The sequence below is a fragment of the Enterobacter cloacae complex sp. 370H10 genome, from assembly GCF_050031535.1.
GTDB lineage: Bacteria > Pseudomonadota > Gammaproteobacteria > Enterobacterales > Enterobacteriaceae > Enterobacter > Enterobacter intestinihominis.
In genome coordinates this window covers 3,455,752-3,477,180 of the sequence record NZ_JBLGWG010000001.1, presented here as the reverse complement: position 1 = coordinate 3,477,180, position 21,429 = coordinate 3,455,752, and the positions used below count along the sequence as shown (strand labels likewise).

Annotated in this window: 13 protein-coding genes and 1 pseudogene; all 14 read left to right on the top strand. The window is 55.9% G+C overall.

Features of this window, described 5'->3' with window-relative positions; genetic code table 11:
* Positions 1-49 precede the first annotated feature (49 nt).
* The 14 genes and pseudogenes from ACQG2Q_RS17055 (at position 50) to der (ending at position 21,151) form a co-directional block, all read left to right on the top strand.
* Positions 50-5,001, top strand: a pseudogene (locus ACQG2Q_RS17055) (alpha-2-macroglobulin family protein).
* Position 5,002: 1 nt separating this feature from the next.
* Positions 5,003-7,330, top strand: coding sequence for a peptidoglycan glycosyltransferase PbpC (pbpC, locus tag ACQG2Q_RS17050; protein WP_063849998.1), 2,328 nt, complete (start codon positions 5,003-5,005; stop codon positions 7,328-7,330).
* 88 nt (positions 7,331-7,418) lie between these two features.
* Entirely contained in the window at positions 7,419-9,797 is a 2,379-nt protein-coding gene (locus tag ACQG2Q_RS17045; protein ID WP_063850000.1) for a DMSO/selenate family reductase complex A subunit, read from the top strand.
* Positions 9,794-10,423 carry a DMSO/selenate family reductase complex B subunit gene (locus ACQG2Q_RS17040; protein ID WP_022649006.1) on the top strand — a complete coding sequence of 210 codons (630 nt, stop codon included), beginning with the start codon at positions 9,794-9,796 and terminating at the stop codon, positions 10,421-10,423. The genes ACQG2Q_RS17045 and ACQG2Q_RS17040 overlap by 4 nt, the downstream gene beginning before the upstream one ends.
* Positions 10,416-11,195 carry a dimethyl sulfoxide reductase anchor subunit family protein gene (locus ACQG2Q_RS17035; protein ID WP_022649005.1) on the top strand — a complete coding sequence of 260 codons (780 nt, stop codon included), beginning with the start codon at positions 10,416-10,418 and terminating at the stop codon, positions 11,193-11,195. The genes ACQG2Q_RS17040 and ACQG2Q_RS17035 overlap by 8 nt, the downstream gene beginning before the upstream one ends.
* A complete protein-coding gene (locus tag ACQG2Q_RS17030; RefSeq protein WP_063850002.1) occupies positions 11,195-12,070 on the top strand; it encodes a 4Fe-4S binding protein in 876 nt (291 codons plus the stop codon). The genes ACQG2Q_RS17035 and ACQG2Q_RS17030 overlap by 1 nt, the downstream gene beginning before the upstream one ends.
* 124 nt (positions 12,071-12,194) lie before the next feature.
* Positions 12,195-12,626: a nucleoside-diphosphate kinase gene (ndk, locus tag ACQG2Q_RS17025; protein ID WP_003860625.1), complete on the top strand. Its 432-nt coding sequence runs from the start codon at positions 12,195-12,197 to the stop codon at positions 12,624-12,626.
* 147 nt (positions 12,627-12,773) lie between these two features.
* Positions 12,774-13,940 carry a bifunctional tRNA (adenosine(37)-C2)-methyltransferase TrmG/ribosomal RNA large subunit methyltransferase RlmN gene (locus ACQG2Q_RS17020; RefSeq protein WP_063850004.1) on the top strand — a complete coding sequence of 389 codons (1,167 nt, stop codon included), beginning with the start codon at positions 12,774-12,776 and terminating at the stop codon, positions 13,938-13,940.
* Between the two features lie 291 nt (positions 13,941-14,231).
* Positions 14,232-15,242: a cytoskeleton protein RodZ gene (rodZ, locus tag ACQG2Q_RS17015; protein ID WP_048966863.1), complete on the top strand. Its 1,011-nt coding sequence runs from the start codon at positions 14,232-14,234 to the stop codon at positions 15,240-15,242.
* 26 nt (positions 15,243-15,268) lie between these two features.
* Positions 15,269-16,387 carry a flavodoxin-dependent (E)-4-hydroxy-3-methylbut-2-enyl-diphosphate synthase gene (gene ispG / locus ACQG2Q_RS17010; protein ID WP_199004913.1) on the top strand — a complete coding sequence of 373 codons (1,119 nt, stop codon included), beginning with the start codon at positions 15,269-15,271 and terminating at the stop codon, positions 16,385-16,387.
* Positions 16,388-16,468: 81 nt separating this feature from the next.
* Positions 16,469-17,743 (top strand): histidine--tRNA ligase, encoded by a 1,275-nt coding sequence (gene hisS, locus ACQG2Q_RS17005; RefSeq protein ID WP_022649001.1) that lies wholly within the window; start codon positions 16,469-16,471, stop codon positions 17,741-17,743.
* A gap of 13 nt (positions 17,744-17,756) precedes the next feature.
* Positions 17,757-18,377 (top strand): YfgM family protein, encoded by a 621-nt coding sequence (locus ACQG2Q_RS17000; protein ID WP_063850005.1) that lies wholly within the window; start codon positions 17,757-17,759, stop codon positions 18,375-18,377.
* Between the two features lie 10 nt (positions 18,378-18,387).
* Positions 18,388-19,566, top strand: coding sequence for an outer membrane protein assembly factor BamB (bamB, locus tag ACQG2Q_RS16995; protein ID WP_022648999.1), 1,179 nt, complete (start codon positions 18,388-18,390; stop codon positions 19,564-19,566).
* Positions 19,567-19,678: 112 nt separating this feature from the next.
* A complete protein-coding gene (gene der, locus ACQG2Q_RS16990; RefSeq protein WP_022648998.1) occupies positions 19,679-21,151 on the top strand; it encodes a ribosome biogenesis GTPase Der in 1,473 nt (490 codons plus the stop codon).
* Positions 21,152-21,429: the final 278 nt, after the last annotated feature.

Sequence of the window (21,429 nt, the reverse complement as noted above, 5' to 3'; positions counted from 1 at the left end):
ATACTTATCCGGACGACGACCAACAGGCCCCTCAGGCCAGGGACATAGGATGAAACCGTTTCGCTTAGCTGCGATCTCTCTCGCGCTGCTCACCACCTTTACGCTTGCCGGCTGTGATAACAGTGATGACAAACCTCAGGCCGCAGCCCCCGCAGCGTCTACTACATCAGCACAGAAAACCCCGGTAAAACCGGATCCTGAAAAGCTGGCTAAGCTGGCCGCGCAGAGTCAGGGTAAGGCGTTGACGCTGCTGGATGCCTCTGAAGTGCAACTCGACGGTGCTGCGACACTGGTTCTGACCTTCTCTGTCCCGCTGGATCCCAGCCAGGATTTTGCGAAAACGGTGCATGTGGTGGATAAAAAAGTGGCAAAGTGGACGGCGCCTGGGAACTGGCCCCCAATCTGAAAGAGCTGCGCCTGCGCCATCTGGAGCCGAATCGTAATCTGGTCGTCACCGTCGAGCGTAATTTGCTCGCGCTGAACAAAGCGACATTCGGCATTGACTATGAAAAAGCGATCACCACCCGGGATGTTGAACCGACGGTCGGATTCGCCAGCCGCGGATCGCTGCTGCCGGGTAAAGTGGTGGAAGGGTTGCCGTTGATGGCGCTCAACGTCAACAATGTGGACGTGAACTTCTACCGCGTTAAGCCGGAGTCGCTGGCCTCGTTTGTCAGCCAGTGGGAGTACCGTAACTCGCTGACCAACTGGGAATCTGACAACCTGCTGAAGATGGCGGAACTGGTCTACACCGGCCGTTTCGACCTCAACCCGGCGCGCAACACGCGTGAAAAACTGCTCCTGCCGCTCAAAGATATTAAGCCGCTCCAGCAGTCTGGCGTCTATATCGCCGTGATGAATCAGGCTGGTCACTATAACTACAGTAACGCCGCGACGCTCTTTACCTTAAGTGATATTGGGCTGTCCGCTCACCGTTATCATAACCGCCTGGACATCTTCACCCAGAGTCTTGAAAACGGTGCGGCGCAGTCAGGCGTGACCATTACCCTTCTGAACGATAAAGGACAGACCCTGGCCGAGGCGAACAGCGACGCCGATGGTCATGCGAAACTGGAAACCGATAAAGAAGCCGCGCTGATCCTGGCCAGTAAAGATGGCCAGACCACGCTTCTTGACCTCAAACTTCCGGCGCTGGATCTGGCGGAGTTTGATATCGCCGGTAACCCGGGTTACAGCAAACAGTTCTTTATGTTTGGCCCGCGCGATCTCTATCGTCCGGGTGAAACGGTGATCCTTAACGGCCTGCTTCGCGACAGCGATGGCAAACCGCTTCCCGAGCAGCCGGTAAAACTTGACGTGCTGCGTCCGGACGGCCAGGTAGCGCGTACGGTCGTTGTGCAACCTGAGAACGGCCTTTATCGCTTCAACTATTCGCTTGATAGCGGCGCCCAGACCGGCATGTGGCATATTCGCGCGAATACGGGGGATAACCAGCAGCGCATGTGGGATTTCCACGTCGAAGATTTTATGCCTGAGCGTATGGCGCTGAATCTGACCGGGCAAAAAACGCCGGTTTCCCCGCAGGAGGATGTGGACTTTAACGTTGTGGGCTATTACCTGTATGGCGCGCCGGCTAACGGTAATTCTCTGCAAGGCCAGCTTTTCCTGCGTCCGCTACGTGACGCGGTGCCTGCACTGCCTGGCTTCCAGTTCGGTGATATTGCCGAGGAGAACCTGAGCCGCAGCCTGGATGAAGTGCAGCTTACGCTGGACGAACAGGGGCGCGGACAGGTTACCACCGAAAGCCAGTGGAAAGAGGTGCACTCGCCGCTGCAACTGATTTTGCAGGCCAGCCTGCTGGAATCAGGCGGGCGTCCGGTAACGCGACGCGCCGAGCAGGCTATCTGGCCTGCGGCTGAACTTCCGGGGATCCGCCCACAGTTCGCCAGCAAGGCCGTGTACGACTACCGCACCGATACCACCGTCAACCAGCCGATTGTTGATGAGAACGGCAACGCCAGCTTTGACATCGTCTATGCCGATGCCAGCGGGGCGAAAAAAGCGGTATCTGGTCTGCAGGTGCGTCTGGTCCGTGAGCGTCGCGACTACTTCTGGAACTGGTCCGAGAGCGAGGGCTGGCAGTCTCAGTTTGATCAAAAAGATCTGGTTGAGGGCGAGCAGGAACTTAACCTCAAGGCCGATGAAACCGGTAAAGTCACCTTCCCGGTGGAGTGGGGCTCATACCGTCTGGAAGTGAAAGCCCCTGATAGCATGGTCAGCAGCGTGCGCTTCTGGGCGGGGTACAGCTGGCAGGATAACAGCGATGGCACGGGTGCTGCACGCCCGGATCGTGTGACGCTGAAACTGGACAAGCCATCCTATCAGCCAGGCGATACCATCAACCTGCATATTGCAGCGCCGGCCGCAGGCAAGGGCTATGCAATGATCGAATCCAGCGAAGGGCCACTGTGGTGGAAAGAGATCGACGTACCGGTTAACGGTCTGGATCTCGCCATTCCGGTGGATAAGGCCTGGAAACGTCACGATCTCTACCTCAGCACGCTGGTGGTTCGTCCTGGCGATAAATCTAAATCCGCCACGCCAAAACGCGCGGTTGGTCTGCTGCATCTGCCAATGGGGGACGAAAATCGTCGCCTGAGCATCGCACTTGATAACCCACAAAAAATGCGTCCGAACCAGACGCTTTCTGTGAAAGTGAAAGCCAGCGTAAAAGAGGGGGCTGTGCCACAGAAGGTGAACGTGCTGGTCTCGGCTGTTGATAGCGGCGTGCTGAACATTACCGACTACGTCACGCCGGATCCGTGGGAAGCTTTCTTCGGTCAGAAGCGCTATGGCGCGGACATCTATGATGTTTACGGCCAGGTGATTGAAGGTCAGGGACGTTTGGCCGCACTGCGCTTTGGCGGAGACGGCGATGAACTGAAACGCGGCGGTAAGCCACCGGTGAACCATGTCACCATTATTGCTCAGCAGGCGCAGCCGGTTACGCTTGATGCCAACGGTGAAGGCACCATCACGCTGCCGATCGGTGATTTCAACGGCGAACTGCGTCTGATGGCGCAGGCCTGGACGGAAGACGATTTCGGCAGCAGCGAAAGCAAAATCATTGTGGCGGCTCCGATTATTACCGAGCTTAATATGCCGCGATTCCTCGCAAGTGGCGATACCTCTCGCCTGACGCTGGACCTGACCAACCTTACTGACCAGTCGCAAACGCTGAACATTGCGTTAACCGCAACCGGTAAGGTGTCGCTCGAAGGTGCTCAGCCAGAGCCGGTTAAGCTGCCGCCTGGCGCTCGTAGCACTCTGTTTATTCCGGTGCGCGCGCTGGAAGGCTATGGCGATGGTGAAGTAACTGCTCAGGTGACGGGGCTTCAGCTCCCTGGTGAGACGTTTGCGCCGCAGCAGAAGAGCTGGAAAATTGGTGTACGCCCCGCATTCCCGGCGCAAACGGTGAATACGGGCACGATGCTGAACCCTGGCGAATCCTGGAGCGCGCCAGCACAGCATATCGACGGTTTCTCGCCTGCCACGCTACAGGGACAGCTGTTGCTCAGCGGTAAACCACCTTTGAACCTGGCGCGCTACATTCGTGAACTTCAGGCCTATCCATACGGATGTCTTGAGCAGACCACCAGCGGCCTGTTCCCGTCCCTCTACACCAACGCGGCACAGCTTACGGCGTTGGGCATTAAAGGCGACACCGACGATAAACGCCGTGCGGCCATTGATATCGGCATCTCCCGTCTGCTGCAAATGCAGCGTGACGATGGCGGTTTTGCCTTGTGGGATAAAAACGGCCCGGAAGAGTACTGGCTGACCGCCTATGTTACGGACTTCCTGGTGCGGGCAGGGGAGCAGGGTTACAGCGTGCCTGCCGAGGCGGTGAATAACGCCAACAGCCGACTGCTGCGCTATTTACAGGATCCGGGGATGATGTCCATCCGCTACAGCGACGACACCCAGGCCAGCAAATTTGCTGTCCAGGCGTATGCTTCGCTGGTGCTGGCTCGTCAGCAAAAAGCGCCGCTCGGTGCACTGCGTGAAATCTGGGAGCGTCACGCTCAGGCCGCTTCCGGGCTTCCGTTGATGCAGCTGGGCATGGCACTCAAACTGATGGGGGATACACCGCGCAGCCAGCAGGCGCTGGATCTGGCTCTCAAAACTCCCCGTAACGACAGCCGAAACTGGATGGCGGATTACGGCAGCCAGCTGCGTGATAATGCCCTGATGCTCTCCCTGCTGGAAGAGTACAAGCTGCTGCCGGATGCGCAAAACAGGCTGTTGAACGCGTTATCTGAAGACGCGTTCAGCCAGCGCTGGCTGTCAACCCAGGAGAGCAATGCGCTGTTCCTGGCTGGACGTTCACTGCAAACCTTGTCAGGCGCGTGGCAGGCAACGACCACCCTCTCTGAACAGACCCAGAGCAGTGATAAAGCGCAGGTAGAAAACCTGAACGGCGACCAGCCTGGTGTCTTGCAGGTGACGAATACCGGCACGACGCCGCTGTGGGTACGACTGGACACTACTGGCTATCCGGAGTATGCGCCCCAGCCATCTTCTCACGTCTTGCAGATTGAACGTCATATCCTGTCGACAGACGGCAGCAGCAAGTCGCTCTCTTCACTTAAGAGCGGTGAGCTGGTTCTGGTGTGGCTGGAAGTGAAGGCCAGCCAGAACGTACCGGATGCGCTGGTGGTGGATCTGCTCCCGGCAGGTCTGGAGCTGGAAAACCAGAATCTGGCGAGCAGCAGCGCCAGCTTGCAGGACAGCGGCAGTGAAGTGCAAAACCTGCTGAATCAGATGCAACAGTCTGATATTCAGCACATGGAATTCCGCGACGATCGCTTTGTGGCCGCCGTGCCGGTCAATGAAGGTCAGCCGGTCACGCTGGTTTACCTGGCCCGTGCCGTTACGCCAGGAACCTATCAGGTGCCTGTTCCGATGGTCGAGTCCATGTACGTTCCGCAGTGGCGAGCAACGGGGTCGGCCAGTGGCCCGCTGATCGTTGTTCCGTAAGATGCAGATAGCAGGCCTGATTCGCTCCCGCTGGCTGTGGCTTGCGGGAGCGCTTCTCTTTTTAGGGGGGCTGATTGTCGCCGCTGACCGTGTGTGGCCGTTGCCCCTGAAAGAGGTCAACCCTGCGCGAGTGGTGGTGGATGAGCAGGGTGTTCCGTTGTGGCGCTTTGCCGACAGCGAAGGCATCTGGCGCTATCCGGTTACCATTGAAGAGGTATCCCCACGCTATCTTGAGGCGCTGATCCAGTATGAAGATCGCTGGTTCTGGGATCACCCTGGCGTCAATCCGCTTTCTGTACTGCGTGCCGCCTGGCAGGATCTCACCGCCGGGAGAGTGGTTTCTGGCGGGAGCACGCTTACCATGCAGGTGGCACGTCTTCTGGATCCGCATCCGCGTACCTTTGGCGGTAAAATTCGTCAGCTGTGGAGGGCGATGCAGCTGGAGTGGCATCTCTCCAAGCGTGAAATCCTGACGCTGTATCTCAACCGTGCCCCGTTTGGCGGCACGTTGCAGGGCGTGGGCGCGGCAAGCTGGACTTATCTTGGCAAACCGCCGTCTCAGCTGAGCTATTCCGACGCGGCGCTGCTGGCTGTACTGCCACAGGCACCCAGCCGTCTGCGCCCCGACCGCTGGCCGGAACGTGCCGAAGCGGCGCGGAACAAAGTGCTCGACCGCATGCTGACTCAGGGCGTCTGGTCTGAGAAGCAGGTGAAAGAGTCCCGTGAAGAGCCGGTCTGGCTGGCCCCCCGGCAGATGCCGCAGCTGGCGCCGCTCTTTTCCCGCATGATGTTGAGTAAAAGCCGCGACACAAAAATAGTCACCACGCTGGATGCAGCTTTGCAACGACAGCTTGAAGAGCTGGCAATGAACTGGAAATCGCGCTTGCCTGCCCGCAGTTCACTGGCGATGATCGTCGTGGATCATACATCCATGAAAGTGCGTGGCTGGGTAGGCTCGGTAGATATCAATGATGACAGTCGCTTTAGTCACGTGGATATGGTCAATGCGATCCGATCGCCGGGATCGGTCCTCAAGCCATTCATCTATGGCATGGCGCTGGACGATGGCCTGATCCATCCCGCTTCGTTATTACAGGATGTTCCAAGAAAAACGGGGGATTATCGCCCCGGCAACTTTGACAGCGGTTTCCATGGGCCGGTCAGCATGAGCGAAGCCCTGGTGCGTTCCCTCAACCTGCCTGCGGTGCAGGTACTGGAAGCGTACGGCCCAAAACGTTTTGCAGGCATGCTGAGCAACGCGGGATTACCGCTCATACTCCCCGCGGGTGCGCAGCCCAACCTCTCCCTGATCCTGGGGGGCGCAGGCGCACGCCTGGCTGATATCGCTGCCGCCTACAGCGCCTTTGCGCGGCAGGGTCAGGCGGGCCGGTTGCGTTTACAGCCGGGCGATCCGCTGATCGAACGTCCGCTGCTGTCGCAGGGGGCGGCGTGGATCATTCGTCGCATTCTCGCCAGTGAAGCACAGCCCCTGCCGGACAGTGCGCTGCCCCAGGTTGCGCCGCTGGCGTGGAAAACGGGCACCAGCTATGGCTACCGGGATGCCTGGGCCATCGGGCTGAACGCCCGGTATGTCATTGGAATCTGGACCGGACGTCCGGACGGCACGCCCGTTGCCGGGCAGTTTGGTTTCGCCAGCGCAGTTCCGCTCCTGAATCAGGTCAATAACATGCTTCAGTCCCGCTCGATGGTGGATGAAGCCCGTCTGCCGCGCGATCCGCGTCCTGCAAGCGTAGGACGGGGCGTGATTTGCTGGCCGGGGGGCCAGTCCCTGCCTGAAGGGAACGAAAACTGTCGGCGTCGGCTGTCAACCTGGCTGCTGGAAGGCAGTGAACCGCCTACGCTGCTGCTGCCGGAACAGGAAGGTATTCGCGGGATCCGTTTCCCGGTCTGGCTGGATAAAGAAGGCAAACGCGTCGCAGCGGATTGTACTGATGCGACAGAAGAAGTGCTGGATGTCTGGCCGCTGCCGCTGGAGCCCTGGCTGCCTGCTGCCGAAAAACGGGCTGCTCGTCTCCCCGCCCGTTCAGCGGTTTGCCCTCCGCTGGATAACCATAATGCGGCGCCGCTGATGTTGTCAGGCGTCAGAGAAGGGGCGGTAATTAAACGTCTTCCGGGTGAGAAAAACATGACCCTCAACGTTTCAACCAGCGGCGGGGAGGGGCAACGATGGTGGTTTTTGAATGGCGAACCGCTGGACGGACATCAGAAGAATTATTCACTCCAATTATATTTGCCGGGTAAATATCAGTTAGTTGTATTAGATGAAACAGGACAAACGGCGACGGTCAATTTTGAGTTAGATCGCTAAGTGTTACTCCTCAAGAGTTAGCTTGATAATTATCAATATCCGTTCCTGAAAAAAAACGAGAATGCGTTTTTATTTTAAGGAACGAGCAATGGAAAAAAATAAACATCAGGGAGAGGGGACTATTCCCGCCATATCCCGGCGTCAGTTTATTCAGGCAGGATCGGCGCTCGCCGCTCTGCCTTTTGTCGTCAAAACCGGCAAAGTACAGGCACAGGGCGCGGCGGTTTCAGACACTGCGCCTGAAGAAAAAGTGGTGCAAACCTGTAGTACGTTTGACTGCGGCGGCAAGTGTGATATTCGTGCTCACGTCAGTGAGGGCGTTGTGACCCGAATTTCTACGCGTCCGGATAACGCGTTGGATCCGCAAATGCCCGTAATGCGCGCCTGCGTGCGAGGCCGGGCTTATCGGAAATTTGTTTACCATCCCGATCGACTGAAATACCCAATGAAACGTGTAGGGAAACGTGGCGAAGGAAAATTCGAGCGTATTACCTGGGATGAAGCCACCACCCTTATTGCGAATCAATTAAAAACTATTACGCAAAAATACGGTGCGGCTTCACGCTATGTTCATGTGGGCACCGCTGTGTCCGGCGGGACTTTTTCCGGCGATAAAATGGTTCGTCGTCTGCTCAACTTAACCGGCGGCTATCTCGAAAGCTATCACTCGGTCAGTATGGGTAACACGGCGGCAGCAACGCCGTATACCTATGGCACCGCTGCCAGCGGCAGTTCTCTGGACACGCTGCTGGACACCAAACTGGTCATCCTCTGGGGACATAACCCGACGGAAACGATCTTTGGTCACAGCAACCACTTCTACCAGAAGATGAAGCAAAACGGCACTCGCTTTATTGTTGTCGACCCTCGCTATTCCGATACGGTTTCCTCCCTGGCCGATCAGTGGATCCCGCTGCTTCCCACCACGGACAACGCCCTGATGGACGCGATGATGTATGTGATCGTCACGGAGAACCTGCACGATCGCGACTTTATTCAGCGCTACACCCTGGGCTTTGACGAAGACACTATGCCAGAAGGCGTTCCGGCCAATGAATCCCTGATGGCTTACCTGAGCGGCGCAAAAGATGGCGTGGCGAAAACGCCCGAGTGGGCAGAGAAAATCACCCACGTGCCTGCACAAACAATTCGGCAACTGGCGCGCGACTACGCAACCACCAAACCCGCTGCGCTGATCCAGGGCTGGGGACCGCAGCGTCATAACTGCGGCGAGCGCACCGCGCGCGGCTCGACGTTGCTGGCTACGCTCACGGGTAACGTCGGGGTGAAAGGCGGTTGGGCAGCGGGCTATGGCGGCTGCGCAAACCGGAAATTTGCCGCCGGACCAGAAATGCCGGACAACCCGGTCAAAGCCAAAATATCGGTGATGAACTGGGTGCAGGCCGCCGACGATGCATCTCAGGTCACCGCGGACGTCGGCCTGAAGGATGCCGAAAAGCTGGACAGCAATATCCGCATCCTGTTCTCGCTGGCGGGAAATTATCTGGCTAACCAGAACCCGGATCTTCATCAGGCAACCCGTGTCCTGGAAGACGAGTCGAAAATTGAGTTTATCGTCGCAAGCGATCTGTTTATGACGCCGAGCGCCCGATACGCCGACCTTCTTTTGCCGGAAACCAGCTTTATGGAACGCTGGAATATCGGCGAAACCTGGGGCACGGCAAGCTATCTGATCCTGTCAGAAAAGCTCATTGAACCTGAATTTGAACGCCGTTCAGACTACGACTGGCTGCGGGAGGTCGCTGCTAAGCTTGGCGTCGAACCCGCGTTCAGCGAAGGGCGTGACGAAAAAGCGTGGATTGAGCACATCTGGGAGCAGACGCGTCTTTCCATGCCTGACGAAAACCTGCCGGACTTCGCGACGCTACAGAAGACGCGTCAGCACCTTTTCAAAAGCGCGCCGTTCGTCGCCTTTGAAGACAACATTCGCGATCCGCAGAATCATCCGTTTCCGACGCCGTCCGGAAAAATTGAGATCTTCTCGAAGCGTCTGTACGACATGCATCACCCGGAAATTCCGGCGCTGTCGCACTACGTGCCTGCCCATGAAGGGCCGGAAGACGCGCTGGCGAAACGCTTCCCGCTCCAGCTGATTACCTGGAAAGGAAAAAACCGCGCTAACTCCACCCAGTACGCCAACCCGTGGTTAATTGAGGCGCAGCAGCAAAAGCTGTGGATCAACCCGCAGGATGCGCAAAATCGCGGCATTGCGCAGGGAGATACCGTGCGTATTCATAACGCGCGCGGCATTTGCGAGATCCCGGCGGAGGTCACGCCGCGCATCATTCCAGGCGTTGTGGCCATGCAGGCAGGTGCCTGGTGGCAGCCGGACGAGCAGGGTATTGATAAGGGCGGCTGCGCGAACGTGCTCAGTTCCGCACGTATTACCGCGCTTGCGAAAGGGAATTCCCATCAAACCATGCTGGTGGAGGTAGCTAAAGCATGAGTCAGTTTAAACATTACGCACCGGTAAGCGACAAACAGCTGGGTTTTTATATCGACTCTTCTCGCTGCTCGGGCTGCAAAGCATGTCAGGTAGCGTGCAAAGATAAAAACAACCTTGAGGTCGGACGTCGTTTCCGTCGCGTGTACGAAGTTAATGGCGGGAGCTTTATCCCAACCGGGCAGGGTGGCGTCAGCAATAACGTTTTTGCCTACACGCTCTCTATCTCCTGTAACCACTGTGCCGACCCAATCTGCACCAAAAACTGTCCGACCACTGCGATGCATAAGCGTCCGGGGGACGGTATTGTGCGCGTAGATACTGATAAGTGCGTCGGCTGCGGCTACTGCGCGTGGTCATGCCCTTACGGCGCGCCACAGCTCAACGAGCAGACCGGGCAGATGTCCAAATGTGATTTCTGCGTGGATCTACAGGCGAAGGGGGAACAGCCTGTCTGTGTGGCAACCTGTCCACTCGAAGCGATTAAATTCGGGCCGATTGATGAACTGCGGGCGAAGTATGGTGCGGTCTGTGATGTGAAAGGCTTGCCTGATTCCTCCATCACCAAACCGAACCTGGTGATCAAAGCGCATCAGGGCGCAGAGAAAGAGGGGAAACGTCATGCATGAGTTACCGCTGCTGATTTTTACGCTGTTCCTGCAAGGATCGGTTGGCGTTACGCTGTGGCTGGCCTTCGGAAGCACGCAACGCAGCGCGCTGCTGCCGGCTGCCGGAGCGTTTGTGCTGGCCAGCCTCGGTCTGCTCGCCTCTGCGTTGCACATGGGCTATCCACTTAATGCGTTCAATGCGCTGCGTCACGTATCCAGCTCCTGGCTGAGCCGTGAGATTATCTTTGCCAGTCTTTATCTTGCGGCACTTGGCCTCGCAACGCTGCTGATGTTTGTCAAAAAACCAGGCTGGAAGCCGCTGTTGGTTGTGGCAGGTCTTGTCGGGCTGGTGGATGTGTTCTGCATGGCGCAGATCTACATGCATGCATCCGTGGTGACGTGGCATCACATTAATACCCTGGTGCTGTTTATCGGTTCGGTGGGAATTATCGGTTCAGCCTGCATGGCCGTTGGGGCACGTTCCCAGACCCGCGTGCGAACGGCGATTGTCATTATTACGCTGCTGGTGATTGCACGTCTGGTGATGCAGCCCGTCTGGCTGGCAGATATTACGGCTATGGACAACACCGTTGTGACGTTCCCACACGCACCGTTACAAATGCTGGAGCAACTGCGAACCGTGCATCTGCTGAGCTGGTGCGTTTCCGTTGCGGGTATGCTGTGCTTTGCTGCGGGCGGCTTAAAAGCGGCGCGAGGCACAATGCTGTTGGGCAGTGCCTTGCTAATTGTGGGTGAGCTGATGCTGCGCTTTGTTTTCTTCAGTATTGGCTGATGGGCGGATTAACCTTAGCCCCGGCGATGGACGTGACGCATGCGTGCGTCCGTCGCCGTTTTCGCCACTCTTCCTGCTGCGCCTGCGCGGACGTCTGTCCCGTGCAGGCTTTTTCTTTTACCGACACCGGCGTCTCGGTTGATGACAGCCGCTGTATTGAATGCGGTGACTGCCTGTTTGTCTGCCCCGCTGTAGCCATCACCGGCATCACGCCGCGAAAACGTTTTCTGTGTGGCGATACGCTTGTTGGGCCTTTTACTGACCGTGCGCCAGGGGTGAATGAGCTTCTGCTGTGGCACGCGCAGCACCACGTTCGTTTTATCAGTATCGACGCGGAGCAGAATCCTGACTGGTTGCTGGCGATTGCCCGGCTGAATCTGGCGCTTCGTCGACGTGGTGAAGCAGCGTGGGCGTTTAAACATATACCCGTCAACGAGGTAAATACCGCCCGGCGTGCGCTGATGCACGTTCCCCGTGAGGATGTCCGGGTCTGTTGCGTCGTGCCCGGTCAGCGTGAGCTGCGCAGGGCGTTTTCTGCGTTTAGCGAGGCAGAGATAACTCTCGATACCGAATCCTGCGTACTCTGCGGCGCGTGCTGGCGGAGTTGTACGGAAAACGCGATTCGGTTTGAGAACGCTGAACTGGTCGTGGAAACCGGACGCTGTACGGGGTGTGGCGGCTGCGAAGCGGTATGCCAGCATGCGGCGATAAACGTGACGCAAACAGACGGGACAGCGAAAAGCGTGACCATACCGGCATATGAAGCCGTTTGTTTGACGTGCCACCGTCATTTCTGGTCATTTAGTTCTGATGAAAAGCAGTGTCCGCTCTGTTTTCACCATCAGTACGGCATGCGAAATACGAGCTGTTGCTAATCTTCGTCTCATTTTAAAAAAATGTTATGCATAACCATAGGCAATGGCGCTATTGCTCTTTATAATCCGCGCCACACCATACTCAGGTATGCAAAAACAACAGAACATTTTACAGAGGTTATCAATGGCTATTGAACGTACTTTTTCCATCATCAAACCAAACGCGGTGGCAAAAAACGTTATTGGCAGCATCTTCGCTCGCTTTGAATCAGCAGGGTTTAAGATCGTTGGCACCAAAATGCTGCACCTGACCGTTGAACAGGCTCGCGGTTTCTACGCTGAGCACGAAGGTCGCCCATTCTTTGACGGTCTGGTCGAGTTCATGACTTCTGGCCCAATCGTGGTATCCGTACTGGAAGGCGAAAACGCGGTACAGCGTCACCGCGATCTGCTGGGTGCAACCAACCCGGACAACGCGCTGGCAGGTACTCTGCGCGCTGACTACGCAGACAGCTTCACCGAGAACGGCACTCACGGTTCCGACTCTGTTGAATCTGCTGCGCGCGAAATCGCGTTCTTCTTTGCAGAAGGCGAAGTGTGCCCGCGCACTCGCTAATAATTTCGTAAATGCCGCGTGCAAACGTGGCATCCCTGCGCCAGACTTTGTACAATGCAACGCCCCGGACGAGCAGACTGCTTACCGGGGCGTTTCTTTTCAACCCACCAAGGGCCACAACGTGTAACAACGAGGCCGGAAAAAATTATGTCTGAATTAGTGAATACCACCGAAGTCGCCATTCCTGCGGTTCCCAATAAAAATGGAAAAATTAACCTGCTGGACCTGAACCGTCAGCAGATGCGCGAGTTCTTTAAAGAGATGGGCGAGAAGCCGTTTCGTGCCGATCAGGTCATGAAATGGATGTACCACTATTGCAGCGACAACTTTGATGACATGACGGACATCAACAAAGTGCTGCGCAATAAGCTTAAAGAAGTGGCGGAAATCCGCGCACCGGAAGTGGTGGAAGAGCAGCGCTCTTCAGATGGCACTATCAAGTGGGCCATTGCCGTTGGCGATCAGCGTGTTGAAACCGTGTATATCCCGGAAGACGATCGCGCCACGCTGTGCGTCTCTTCTCAGGTGGGCTGTGCGCTGGAGTGCAAATTCTGCTCTACGGCGCAGCAGGGCTTTAACCGTAACCTGCGCGTATCGGAAATTATCGGCCAGGTCTGGCGTGCTGCGAAAATCGTGGGTGCAGCGAAAGTCACCGGTACACGTCCAATCACCAACGTGGTGATGATGGGGATGGGTGAACCGCTGCTCAACCTGACCAACGTCGTTCCGGCGATGGAAATCATGCTCGACGATTTCGGTTTTGGTCTGTCCAAGCGCCGCGTTACGCTCTCTACTTCCGGCGTTGTGCCTGCGCTGGACAAACTGGGTGACATGATTGACGTTGCGCTGGCCATCTCCCTTCACGCGCCAAACGACGCCATCCGTGACGAAATTGTGCCGATCAACAAAAAGTACAATATCGAAACTTTCCTGGCTGGCGTGCGCCGTTACCTGGAGAAATCCAATGCTAACCAGGGCCGCGTGACCATTGAATACGTGATGCTGGATCATGTTAACGACGGTACCGAGCATGCACATGAGCTGGCTGAACTGCTGAAAGATACGCCATGTAAGATCAACCTGATCCCATGGAACCCGTTCCCGGGCGCGCCGTATGGCCGTAGCTCGAACAGCCGTATCGATCGCTTCTCAAAAGTGCTGATGGAGTATGGTTTCACCACCATCGTACGTAAAACGCGTGGCGACGATATCGACGCAGCCTGTGGTCAGCTGGCGGGTGACGTTATTGACCGTACCAAACGTACGCTGCGTAAGCGTATGCAGGGTGAGTCAATCGCGGTTAAAACCGTTTGATTATTATGCAGACACGGCGCATTTTTTGCGCCGTGAAGCATTAATTTACTGAATAACCAGCCACAATCATCACGACTGATTAATAATTACGGTGCGTTTCATACGACTTTCGGGCAGTATGTAACGACGTAACAACAGTTTAGCGTGAAGGCCTGCCAGCGCTGTCATCTGCGGCCCGACAGTCTTATACTGTTTGTTCCAGGTTAACTGACCTAAAGTTTCGCGGTGCGGGTGGCATTGTGACTCACCGGCACCTGAACCCTTATTTTCACGTACCAGTAGTTGTAGCGAATGAATACTGAAGCCACTCACGATCAAAATGCAGCACTCTCCACTGGCGTTCGTCTTCGCAACGCCCGTGAACAACTCGGACTCAGCCAGCAAGCCGTTGCAGAACGCCTGTGCCTGAAGGTTTCCACCGTTCGCGACATTGAAGAAGATAAGGCGCCCGCCGATCTGGCTTCAACGTTTCTGCGCGGTTATATCCGTTCTTACGCCAAACTGGTTCATATTCCTGAAGACGAATTACTGCCGATGATGGAGAAGCAGGCGCCTGTGCGTGCGGCAAAAGTTGCGCCGATGCAAAGCTTCTCTTTGGGTAAACGTCGTAAAAAACGCGATGGCTGGCTGATGAGCTTTACCTGGCTGGTCCTGTTCGTGGTTGTCGGGCTGACAGGCGCATGGTGGTGGCAAAACCACAAAGCGCAACAGGAAGAGATCACCACCATGGCCGATCAGTCCTCCGCTGAGCTTAATCAGTCTGGTACTAACGGCGCGCAAAGCGTGCCGTTGAGCACCGAAGGGGCTGCGACCTCCAGCGAACCTCAGGCGGCAGCAAGCAGCACGCCTGCAACCGAGCCAGCGGCGACGCCAGAAGCGACGGCGAATACCGCACCGGCTACCCAGGCCCAGGATCAGAACGCGGTCGTATCACCTTCTCAGGCCAATGTTGATACCGCCCCTGCGGCAACGGCACCGGCAGATAACACCGCGGCGTCACTGCCAACTGACCCGGCGGGTACGGCGGCACCTGCCGTTGACCCGAATGCGCTGGTGATGAATTTCACGGCTGATTGCTGGCTGGAAGTGACTGACGCGACAGGTAAAAAGCTGTTCAGCGGCCTGCAACGTAAAGATGGCACGTTAAATCTAACGGGCCAGGCACCATACAAGCTTAAAATCGGCGCACCGGCAGCGGTACAGATCCAGTATCAAGGAAAACCTGTCGATCTGAGCCGCTTTATCAGAACTAACCAGGTTGCGCGTCTTACCGTTAATGCCGAACAATCAGCAGCACAGTAACAGACGGGCAATGCGGGAGATTTTACATGCATAACCAGGCTCCTATTCAACGTAGAAAATCGAAACGGATTTACGTTAGGAACGTGCCAATCGGCGATGGGGCGCCTATCGCCGTCCAGTCGATGACCAATACGCGTACTACGGATGTAGAAGCGACGGTTAATCAAATCAAAGCATTAGAACGCGTCGGCGCGGACATTGTTCGCGTCTCAGTGCCGACCATGGACGCCGCTGAGGCGTTCAAACTGATCAAGCAGCAGGTGAGCGTTCCGCTGGTTGCCGATATTCACTTCGATTACCGTATCGCGCTGAAAGTCGCTGAATACGGTGTCGATTGTCTGCGTATTAACCCAGGCAACATCGGCAACGAAGAGCGCATTCGCATGGTGGTTGACTGCGCCCGCGACAAAAACATTCCAATCCGTATCGGCGTAAACGCTGGCTCTCTGGAAAAAGATCTCCAGGAAAAGTACGGTGAGCCGACGCCGCAGGCGCTGCTCGAATCCGCCATGCGTCACGTCGATCATCTGGATCGCCTTAACTTCGATCAGTTCAAAGTGAGCGTGAAAGCGTCTGACGTCTTCCTGGCCGTTGAATCGTATCGTCTGCTGGCAAAACAGATCGATCAGCCGCTGCACCTTGGCATCACCGAGGCGGGCGGTCTGCGCAGCGGTTCGGTAAAATCGGCAATTGGTCTCGGCCTGCTGCTCTCTGAAGGCATCGGTGACACGTTACGCGTCTCCCTGGCCGCCGATCCGGTGGAAGAGATCAAAGTCGGTTTCGACATCCTGAAATCACTGCGTATCCGCGCGCGTGGGATCAATTTCATTGCCTGCCCAACCTGTTCACGTCAGGAGTTTGACGTGATCGGCACCGTCAATGCCCTGGAGCAGCGTCTGGAAGACATCATCACCCCGATGGACGTTTCCATCATCGGCTGCGTGGTGAACGGTCCGGGTGAAGCGCTGGTGTCCACGCTGGGCGTTACCGGCGGTAACAAGAAAAGTGGTCTCTATGAAGATGGCGTTCGTAAAGATCGTCTGGATAATAGTGATATGATCGACCAGCTTGAAGCCCGCATTCGCGCAAAAGCGACGATGATGGACGAAGCGCAGCGCATCAGCGTTCAGCAGGTTGAAAAATAACGTGATGGGAAGCAGGCTGCTTCCCATGTATGATTGAACCCATTCTTTGGGTTCTTTTTTGTATATAGAAAGAGAATAAACGTGGCAAAAAACATTCAAGCCATCCGCGGCATGAACGATTATCTGCCTGGCGAAACCGCCATCTGGCAGCGCATTGAAGGCACACTGAAGCAGGTGCTCGGCAGCTACGGTTACAGCGAAATTCGTTTGCCGATTGTAGAGCAGACCCCGTTATTCAAACGCGCGATCGGCGAAGTAACCGACGTGGTTGAAAAAGAGATGTATACCTTTGAGGACCGCAACGGCGACAGCCTGACCCTGCGTCCTGAGGGGACGGCGGGTTGCGTACGCGCCGGCATCGAACATGGTCTCCTGTACAATCAGGAGCAGCGCCTGTGGTATATCGGCCCGATGTTCCGCCACGAACGTCCGCAAAAAGGCCGCTACCGTCAGTTCAACCAGCTTGGCGTGGAAGTGTTTGGTCTGCAAGGACCAGATATCGATGCCGAACTGATTATGCTGACTGCCCGCTGGTGGCGTGCGCTCGGTATTTCTGAGCACGTTTCCCTGGAGCTGAACTCTATCGGTTCTCTGGAAGCGCGTGCGAACTATCGCGATGCGCTGGTGGCGTTCCTGGAACAACACAAAGAGAAGCTCGACGAAGACTGTAAACGTCGTATGTACAGCAACCCGCTGCGCGTACTCGATTCCAAAAATCCTGACGTACAGGCGCTGCTGAACGATGCGCCAGCGCTGGGTGACTACCTGGATGAGGATTCCCGCGAACACTTTGCTGGCCTGTGCAAGCTGCTTGAAGCGGCGGGCATTGCTTATACCGTTAACCAGCGTCTGGTGCGCGGTCTGGACTACTACAACCGCACCGTATTTGAGTGGGTCACCACCAGCCTCGGTTCGCAGGGCACCGTCTGTGCTGGCGGTCGTTATGACGGACTGGTCGAGCAACTGGGTGGTCGCGCAGCACCGGCTGTAGGCTTCGCGATGGGCCTTGAGCGACTTGTTTTGCTGGTTCAGGCAGTTAATCCGGAATTTAAAGCCGATCCTGTTGTCGATATATACCTGGTGGCCTCAGGTGCGGATACGCAGTCTGCGGCGATGCAGCTTGCCGAACGCGTGCGCGATGCGCTGCCGGACGTAAAGCTGATGACCAACCACGGCGGCGGCAACTTTAAAAAACAGTTTGCTCGTGCCGATAAGTGGGGCGCAAGTATTGCACTGGTGCTGGGTGAGTCCGAAGTGGCCAACGGCGAAGTGGTGGTTAAAGACCTGCGCTCTGGTGAGCAAACTACGGTAACGCAGGATGGCGTTGCGGCGCACTTGCGCACTCTATTGGGCTAAGGAGAAGGACTGCGTGGAAATGTACGAGAACGAACACGACCAGGTTGATGCGGTTAAACGCTTCTTTGCTGAAAACGGCAAGGCACTGGTTGTAGGGGTTATTTTAGGTGTTGGTGCGCTGGTTGGCTGGCGTTACTGGAACAATCATCAGGCTGACTCTGCTCGCGGTTCGTCCCTGAACTACGAAAACACCGTTAGCGCAATCCGTGCCGATCAGCCGCAAACGCTGACGGCTGCGGAGAAATTTGCCGCTGACAACAAAAACACCTACGGTGCGCTGGCTGCGCTGGAAGTGGCTCAGCAGTATGTTGATAAAAACGAACTGGACAAAGCCGCTACGCAACTGTCTCAGGGGCTTGCTGCTGCCAGTGACGAAAATCTGAAAGCGGTGATCAATCTGCGCCTGGCACGTATTCAGGTTCAGCAGAAAAAAGCCGACGACGCGCTGAAAACGCTTGATACCATCAAAGGTGATGGCTTTGCCGCTATTGTCGCCGATCTTCGCGGTGAAGCACTGCTGAGTAAGGGTGATAAAGCGGGCGCGCGTAAAGCGTGGCAAGCTGGCGTGGATAGTAAAGCTTCACCTGCGCTGAGCGAAATGATGCAGATGAAAATAAATAATTTGTCCGTCTGAGAGGGACCCAATGCAATTGCGTAAATTACTTCTGCCAGGACTGCTTTCTGTTACGTTATTGAGTGGTTGTTCACTGTTCAGTGGCGAAGAAGACGTTGTCAAAATGTCCCCGCTGCCGACGGTTGAAAACCAGTTCACTCCGTCCACCGCCTGGGACACCTCCGTGGGTGATGGTATTGGCGATTTTTATTCCAACCTGCACCCGGCATTTGCTGACGGCGTGGTCTATGCGGCCGATCGCAAAGGCACCGTTAAAGCGCTGAACGCTGATGACGGAAAGGAAGTGTGGTCCATTAACCTGGCGGAAAAAGACGGCTGGTTCTCCCGTAAACCTGCGCTGCTTTCTGGCGGCCTGACCGTTGCCGGCGGTCACGTGTATGTGGGCAGCGAAAAAGCGCAGGTTTACGCGCTGAATGCCAGCGACGGTTCGGTTGCATGGCAGACCAGCGTTGCCGGTGAATCCTTGTCACGTCCGGTTGTCAGCGACGGCCTGGTGTTGATCCATACCAGCAACGGCCAGTTGCAGGCGCTGAACGAAGCAGATGGTCTGGTAAAATGGACGGTTAACCTGGATATGCCAGCGCTATCTCTGCGTGGTGAATCTGCTCCGGCGACTGCATTTGGCGCCGCCATTGTGGGTGGTGACAACGGTCGTGTCAGCGCAGTACTGATGCAGCAGGGCCAGATGATCTGGCAGCAGCGTATTTCCCAGGCGACCGGTTCAACTGAAATCGACCGTCTGAGTGACGTGGACACCACGCCGGTCATCGTTGACGGTGTGGTTTACGCGCTGGCGTATAACGGTAACCTGACGGCGCTGGACCTGCGTAGCGGTCAGATCATGTGGAAACGTGAGCTGGGTTCCGTGAACGATTTCATTGTCGACGGCAACCGTATTTATATGGTGGATCAGAACGACCGTCTGCTGGCGCTGAGCACCGAAGGTGGCGTGACGCTGTGGACGCAGAGCGATCTGCTTCACCGTCTGCTGACCGCACCGGCACTGTATAACGGCAGCCTGGTGGTGGGCGACAGCGAAGGCTATATGCACTGGATCGATCCAGAGAATGGCCGCTTCGTGGCGCAGCAGAAAGTGGACGGCTCAGGCTTCCTGACCGACCCGGTTGTGGCTGACGGTAAACTGCTGATTCAGGCAAAAGACGGCACGCTTTACGCGATCACGCGTTAATTACACGGCGGTTGTAGTATACTAAACGGCTCCTGTTCACTCAGGAGCCGTTTTGACATTTTTAAAAACGCTGCGAAAGCGACGTTATTTTGAATTTTATGAGGCTTCAAACATGGTACCTGTGGTCGCGCTTGTCGGGCGCCCTAACGTTGGAAAATCCACTCTTTTTAACCGTTTAACACGCACCCGTGATGCGCTGGTTGCGGATTTCCCGGGGCTGACGCGTGACCGTAAGTACGGTCGTGCAGAGGTGGAAGGACGCGAGTTCATCTGTATCGATACCGGGGGTATTGACGGTACGGAAGACGGCGTAGAGACCCGCATGGCAGAGCAATCTCTGCTGGCTATCGAAGAAGCGGATGTGGTTCTGTTTATGGTGGATGCTCGCGCTGGCTTGATGCCCGCGGATTCTGCTATCGCTAAACATCTGCGTTCACGCGAAAAGCCAACCTTCCTGGTGGCGAACAAAACTGACGGCATTGATGCCGATCAGGCCGTTGCGGATTTCTGGTCTTTAGGCCTTGGCGATATTTATCCAATTGCGGCCTCGCATGGCCGTGGCGTCACCAGCCTGCTGGAAACCGTTCTGCTGCCGTGGGTTGATGAAGTAAACCCGCCGGAAGAGGTGGACGAAGACGCCGAATACTGGGCACAGTTTGAAGCCGGAGAGGAAGGCGAGGAAGAGCCGGAAGATGACTTCAACCCGCAGGATCTGCCGATTAAGCTGGCTATCGTTGGTCGCCCAAACGTAGGTAAGTCTACGCTTACTAACCGTATTCTGGGCGAAGAGCGCGTGGTGGTTTACGACATGCCAGGCACAACGCGTGACAGCATTTACATTCCAATGCAGCGCGATGAACGTGAGTACGTACTTATCGACACTGCAGGGGTGCGTAAGCGCGGGAAAATCACCGATGTAGTGGAAAAATTCTCGGTGATCAAAACCCTTCAGGCGATTGAAGACGCCAATGTGGTGCTGCTGGTTATTGACGCACGTGAAGGTATCTCCGATCAGGATCTCTCTCTGCTCGGCTTTATCCTTAATAGTGGGCGCTCACTGGTTATCGTCGTCAACAAGTGGGATGGCCTGAGCAATGAAGTACGCGAACAGGTGAAAGAGACGCTGGACTTCCGTCTGGGCTTTATCGACTTTGCCCGCGTTCACTTCATCTCTGCCCTGCACGGCAGCGGCGTAGGCAACCTGTTCGAATCCGTTCGTGAAGCCTATGACAGCTCTACCCGCCGCCAGAGCACGGCGATGCTGACCCGTATCATGAACATGGCAGCAGAAGATCACCAGCCGCCGCTGGTGCGTGGCCGTCGCGTGAAGCTGAAATATGCCCACGCCGGGGGGTATAACCCGCCTATCGTGGTGATCCACGGTAACCAGGTGAAAGACCTGCCGGACTCCTACAAACGCTACCTGATGAACTACTTCCGTAAGTCGCTGGACGTGATGGGTACGCCTATCCGTATTCAGTTCAAGGAAGGGGAAAACCCGTTTGCGAATAAACGTAATACCCTGACGCCGAACCAGATGCGTAAGCGTAAGCGTTTGATTAAGCACATTAAGAAAAGCAAATAATTCTTACCGAACTCACTAAAACCCGCGCCTGTCGCGGGTTTTTTTCGCTCATTCAAAAGGTCTGCCTTCCCTGTGTGATGTCAATCACTATTCGCTTTTAACCATGTTTATATCTAAGAAAGTAGACAATCGTCGAATTTTCATCTTAAAGTCCAGGGTTCGGTACTAGACAAAACTAGCGCCTGGTTATCAAATGGTTAACCAACATTTCGCCGCATGTAAAAAATCGATCGGATACGTAACCGTTCGGCGTACATGCTGGTGTTTACAAGCACGAC

Excerpts from the sequence above, each read along its gene's own strand:
- ACQG2Q_RS17040 (WP_022649006.1), top strand. The coding sequence starts at position 9,794 with ATGAGTCAGTTTAAACATTACGCACCGGTAAGCGACAAACAGCTGGGT.
- ispG (WP_199004913.1), top strand. The coding sequence starts at position 15,269 with ATGCATAACCAGGCTCCTATTCAACGTAGAAAATCGAAACGGATTTAC.
- ACQG2Q_RS17030 (WP_063850002.1), top strand. The coding sequence starts at position 11,195 with ATGGGCGGATTAACCTTAGCCCCGGCGATGGACGTGACGCATGCGTGC.
- ndk (WP_003860625.1), top strand. The coding sequence starts at position 12,195 with ATGGCTATTGAACGTACTTTTTCCATCATCAAACCAAACGCGGTGGCA.
- pbpC (WP_063849998.1), top strand. The coding sequence starts at position 5,003 with ATGCAGATAGCAGGCCTGATTCGCTCCCGCTGGCTGTGGCTTGCGGGA.
- ACQG2Q_RS17035 (WP_022649005.1), top strand. The coding sequence starts at position 10,416 with ATGCATGAGTTACCGCTGCTGATTTTTACGCTGTTCCTGCAAGGATCG.
- ACQG2Q_RS17045 (WP_063850000.1), top strand. The coding sequence starts at position 7,419 with ATGGAAAAAAATAAACATCAGGGAGAGGGGACTATTCCCGCCATATCC.
- der (WP_022648998.1), top strand. The coding sequence starts at position 19,679 with ATGGTACCTGTGGTCGCGCTTGTCGGGCGCCCTAACGTTGGAAAATCC.
- bamB (WP_022648999.1), top strand. The coding sequence starts at position 18,388 with ATGCAATTGCGTAAATTACTTCTGCCAGGACTGCTTTCTGTTACGTTA.
- rodZ (WP_048966863.1), top strand. The coding sequence starts at position 14,232 with ATGAATACTGAAGCCACTCACGATCAAAATGCAGCACTCTCCACTGGC.
- ACQG2Q_RS17020 (WP_063850004.1), top strand. The coding sequence starts at position 12,774 with ATGTCTGAATTAGTGAATACCACCGAAGTCGCCATTCCTGCGGTTCCC.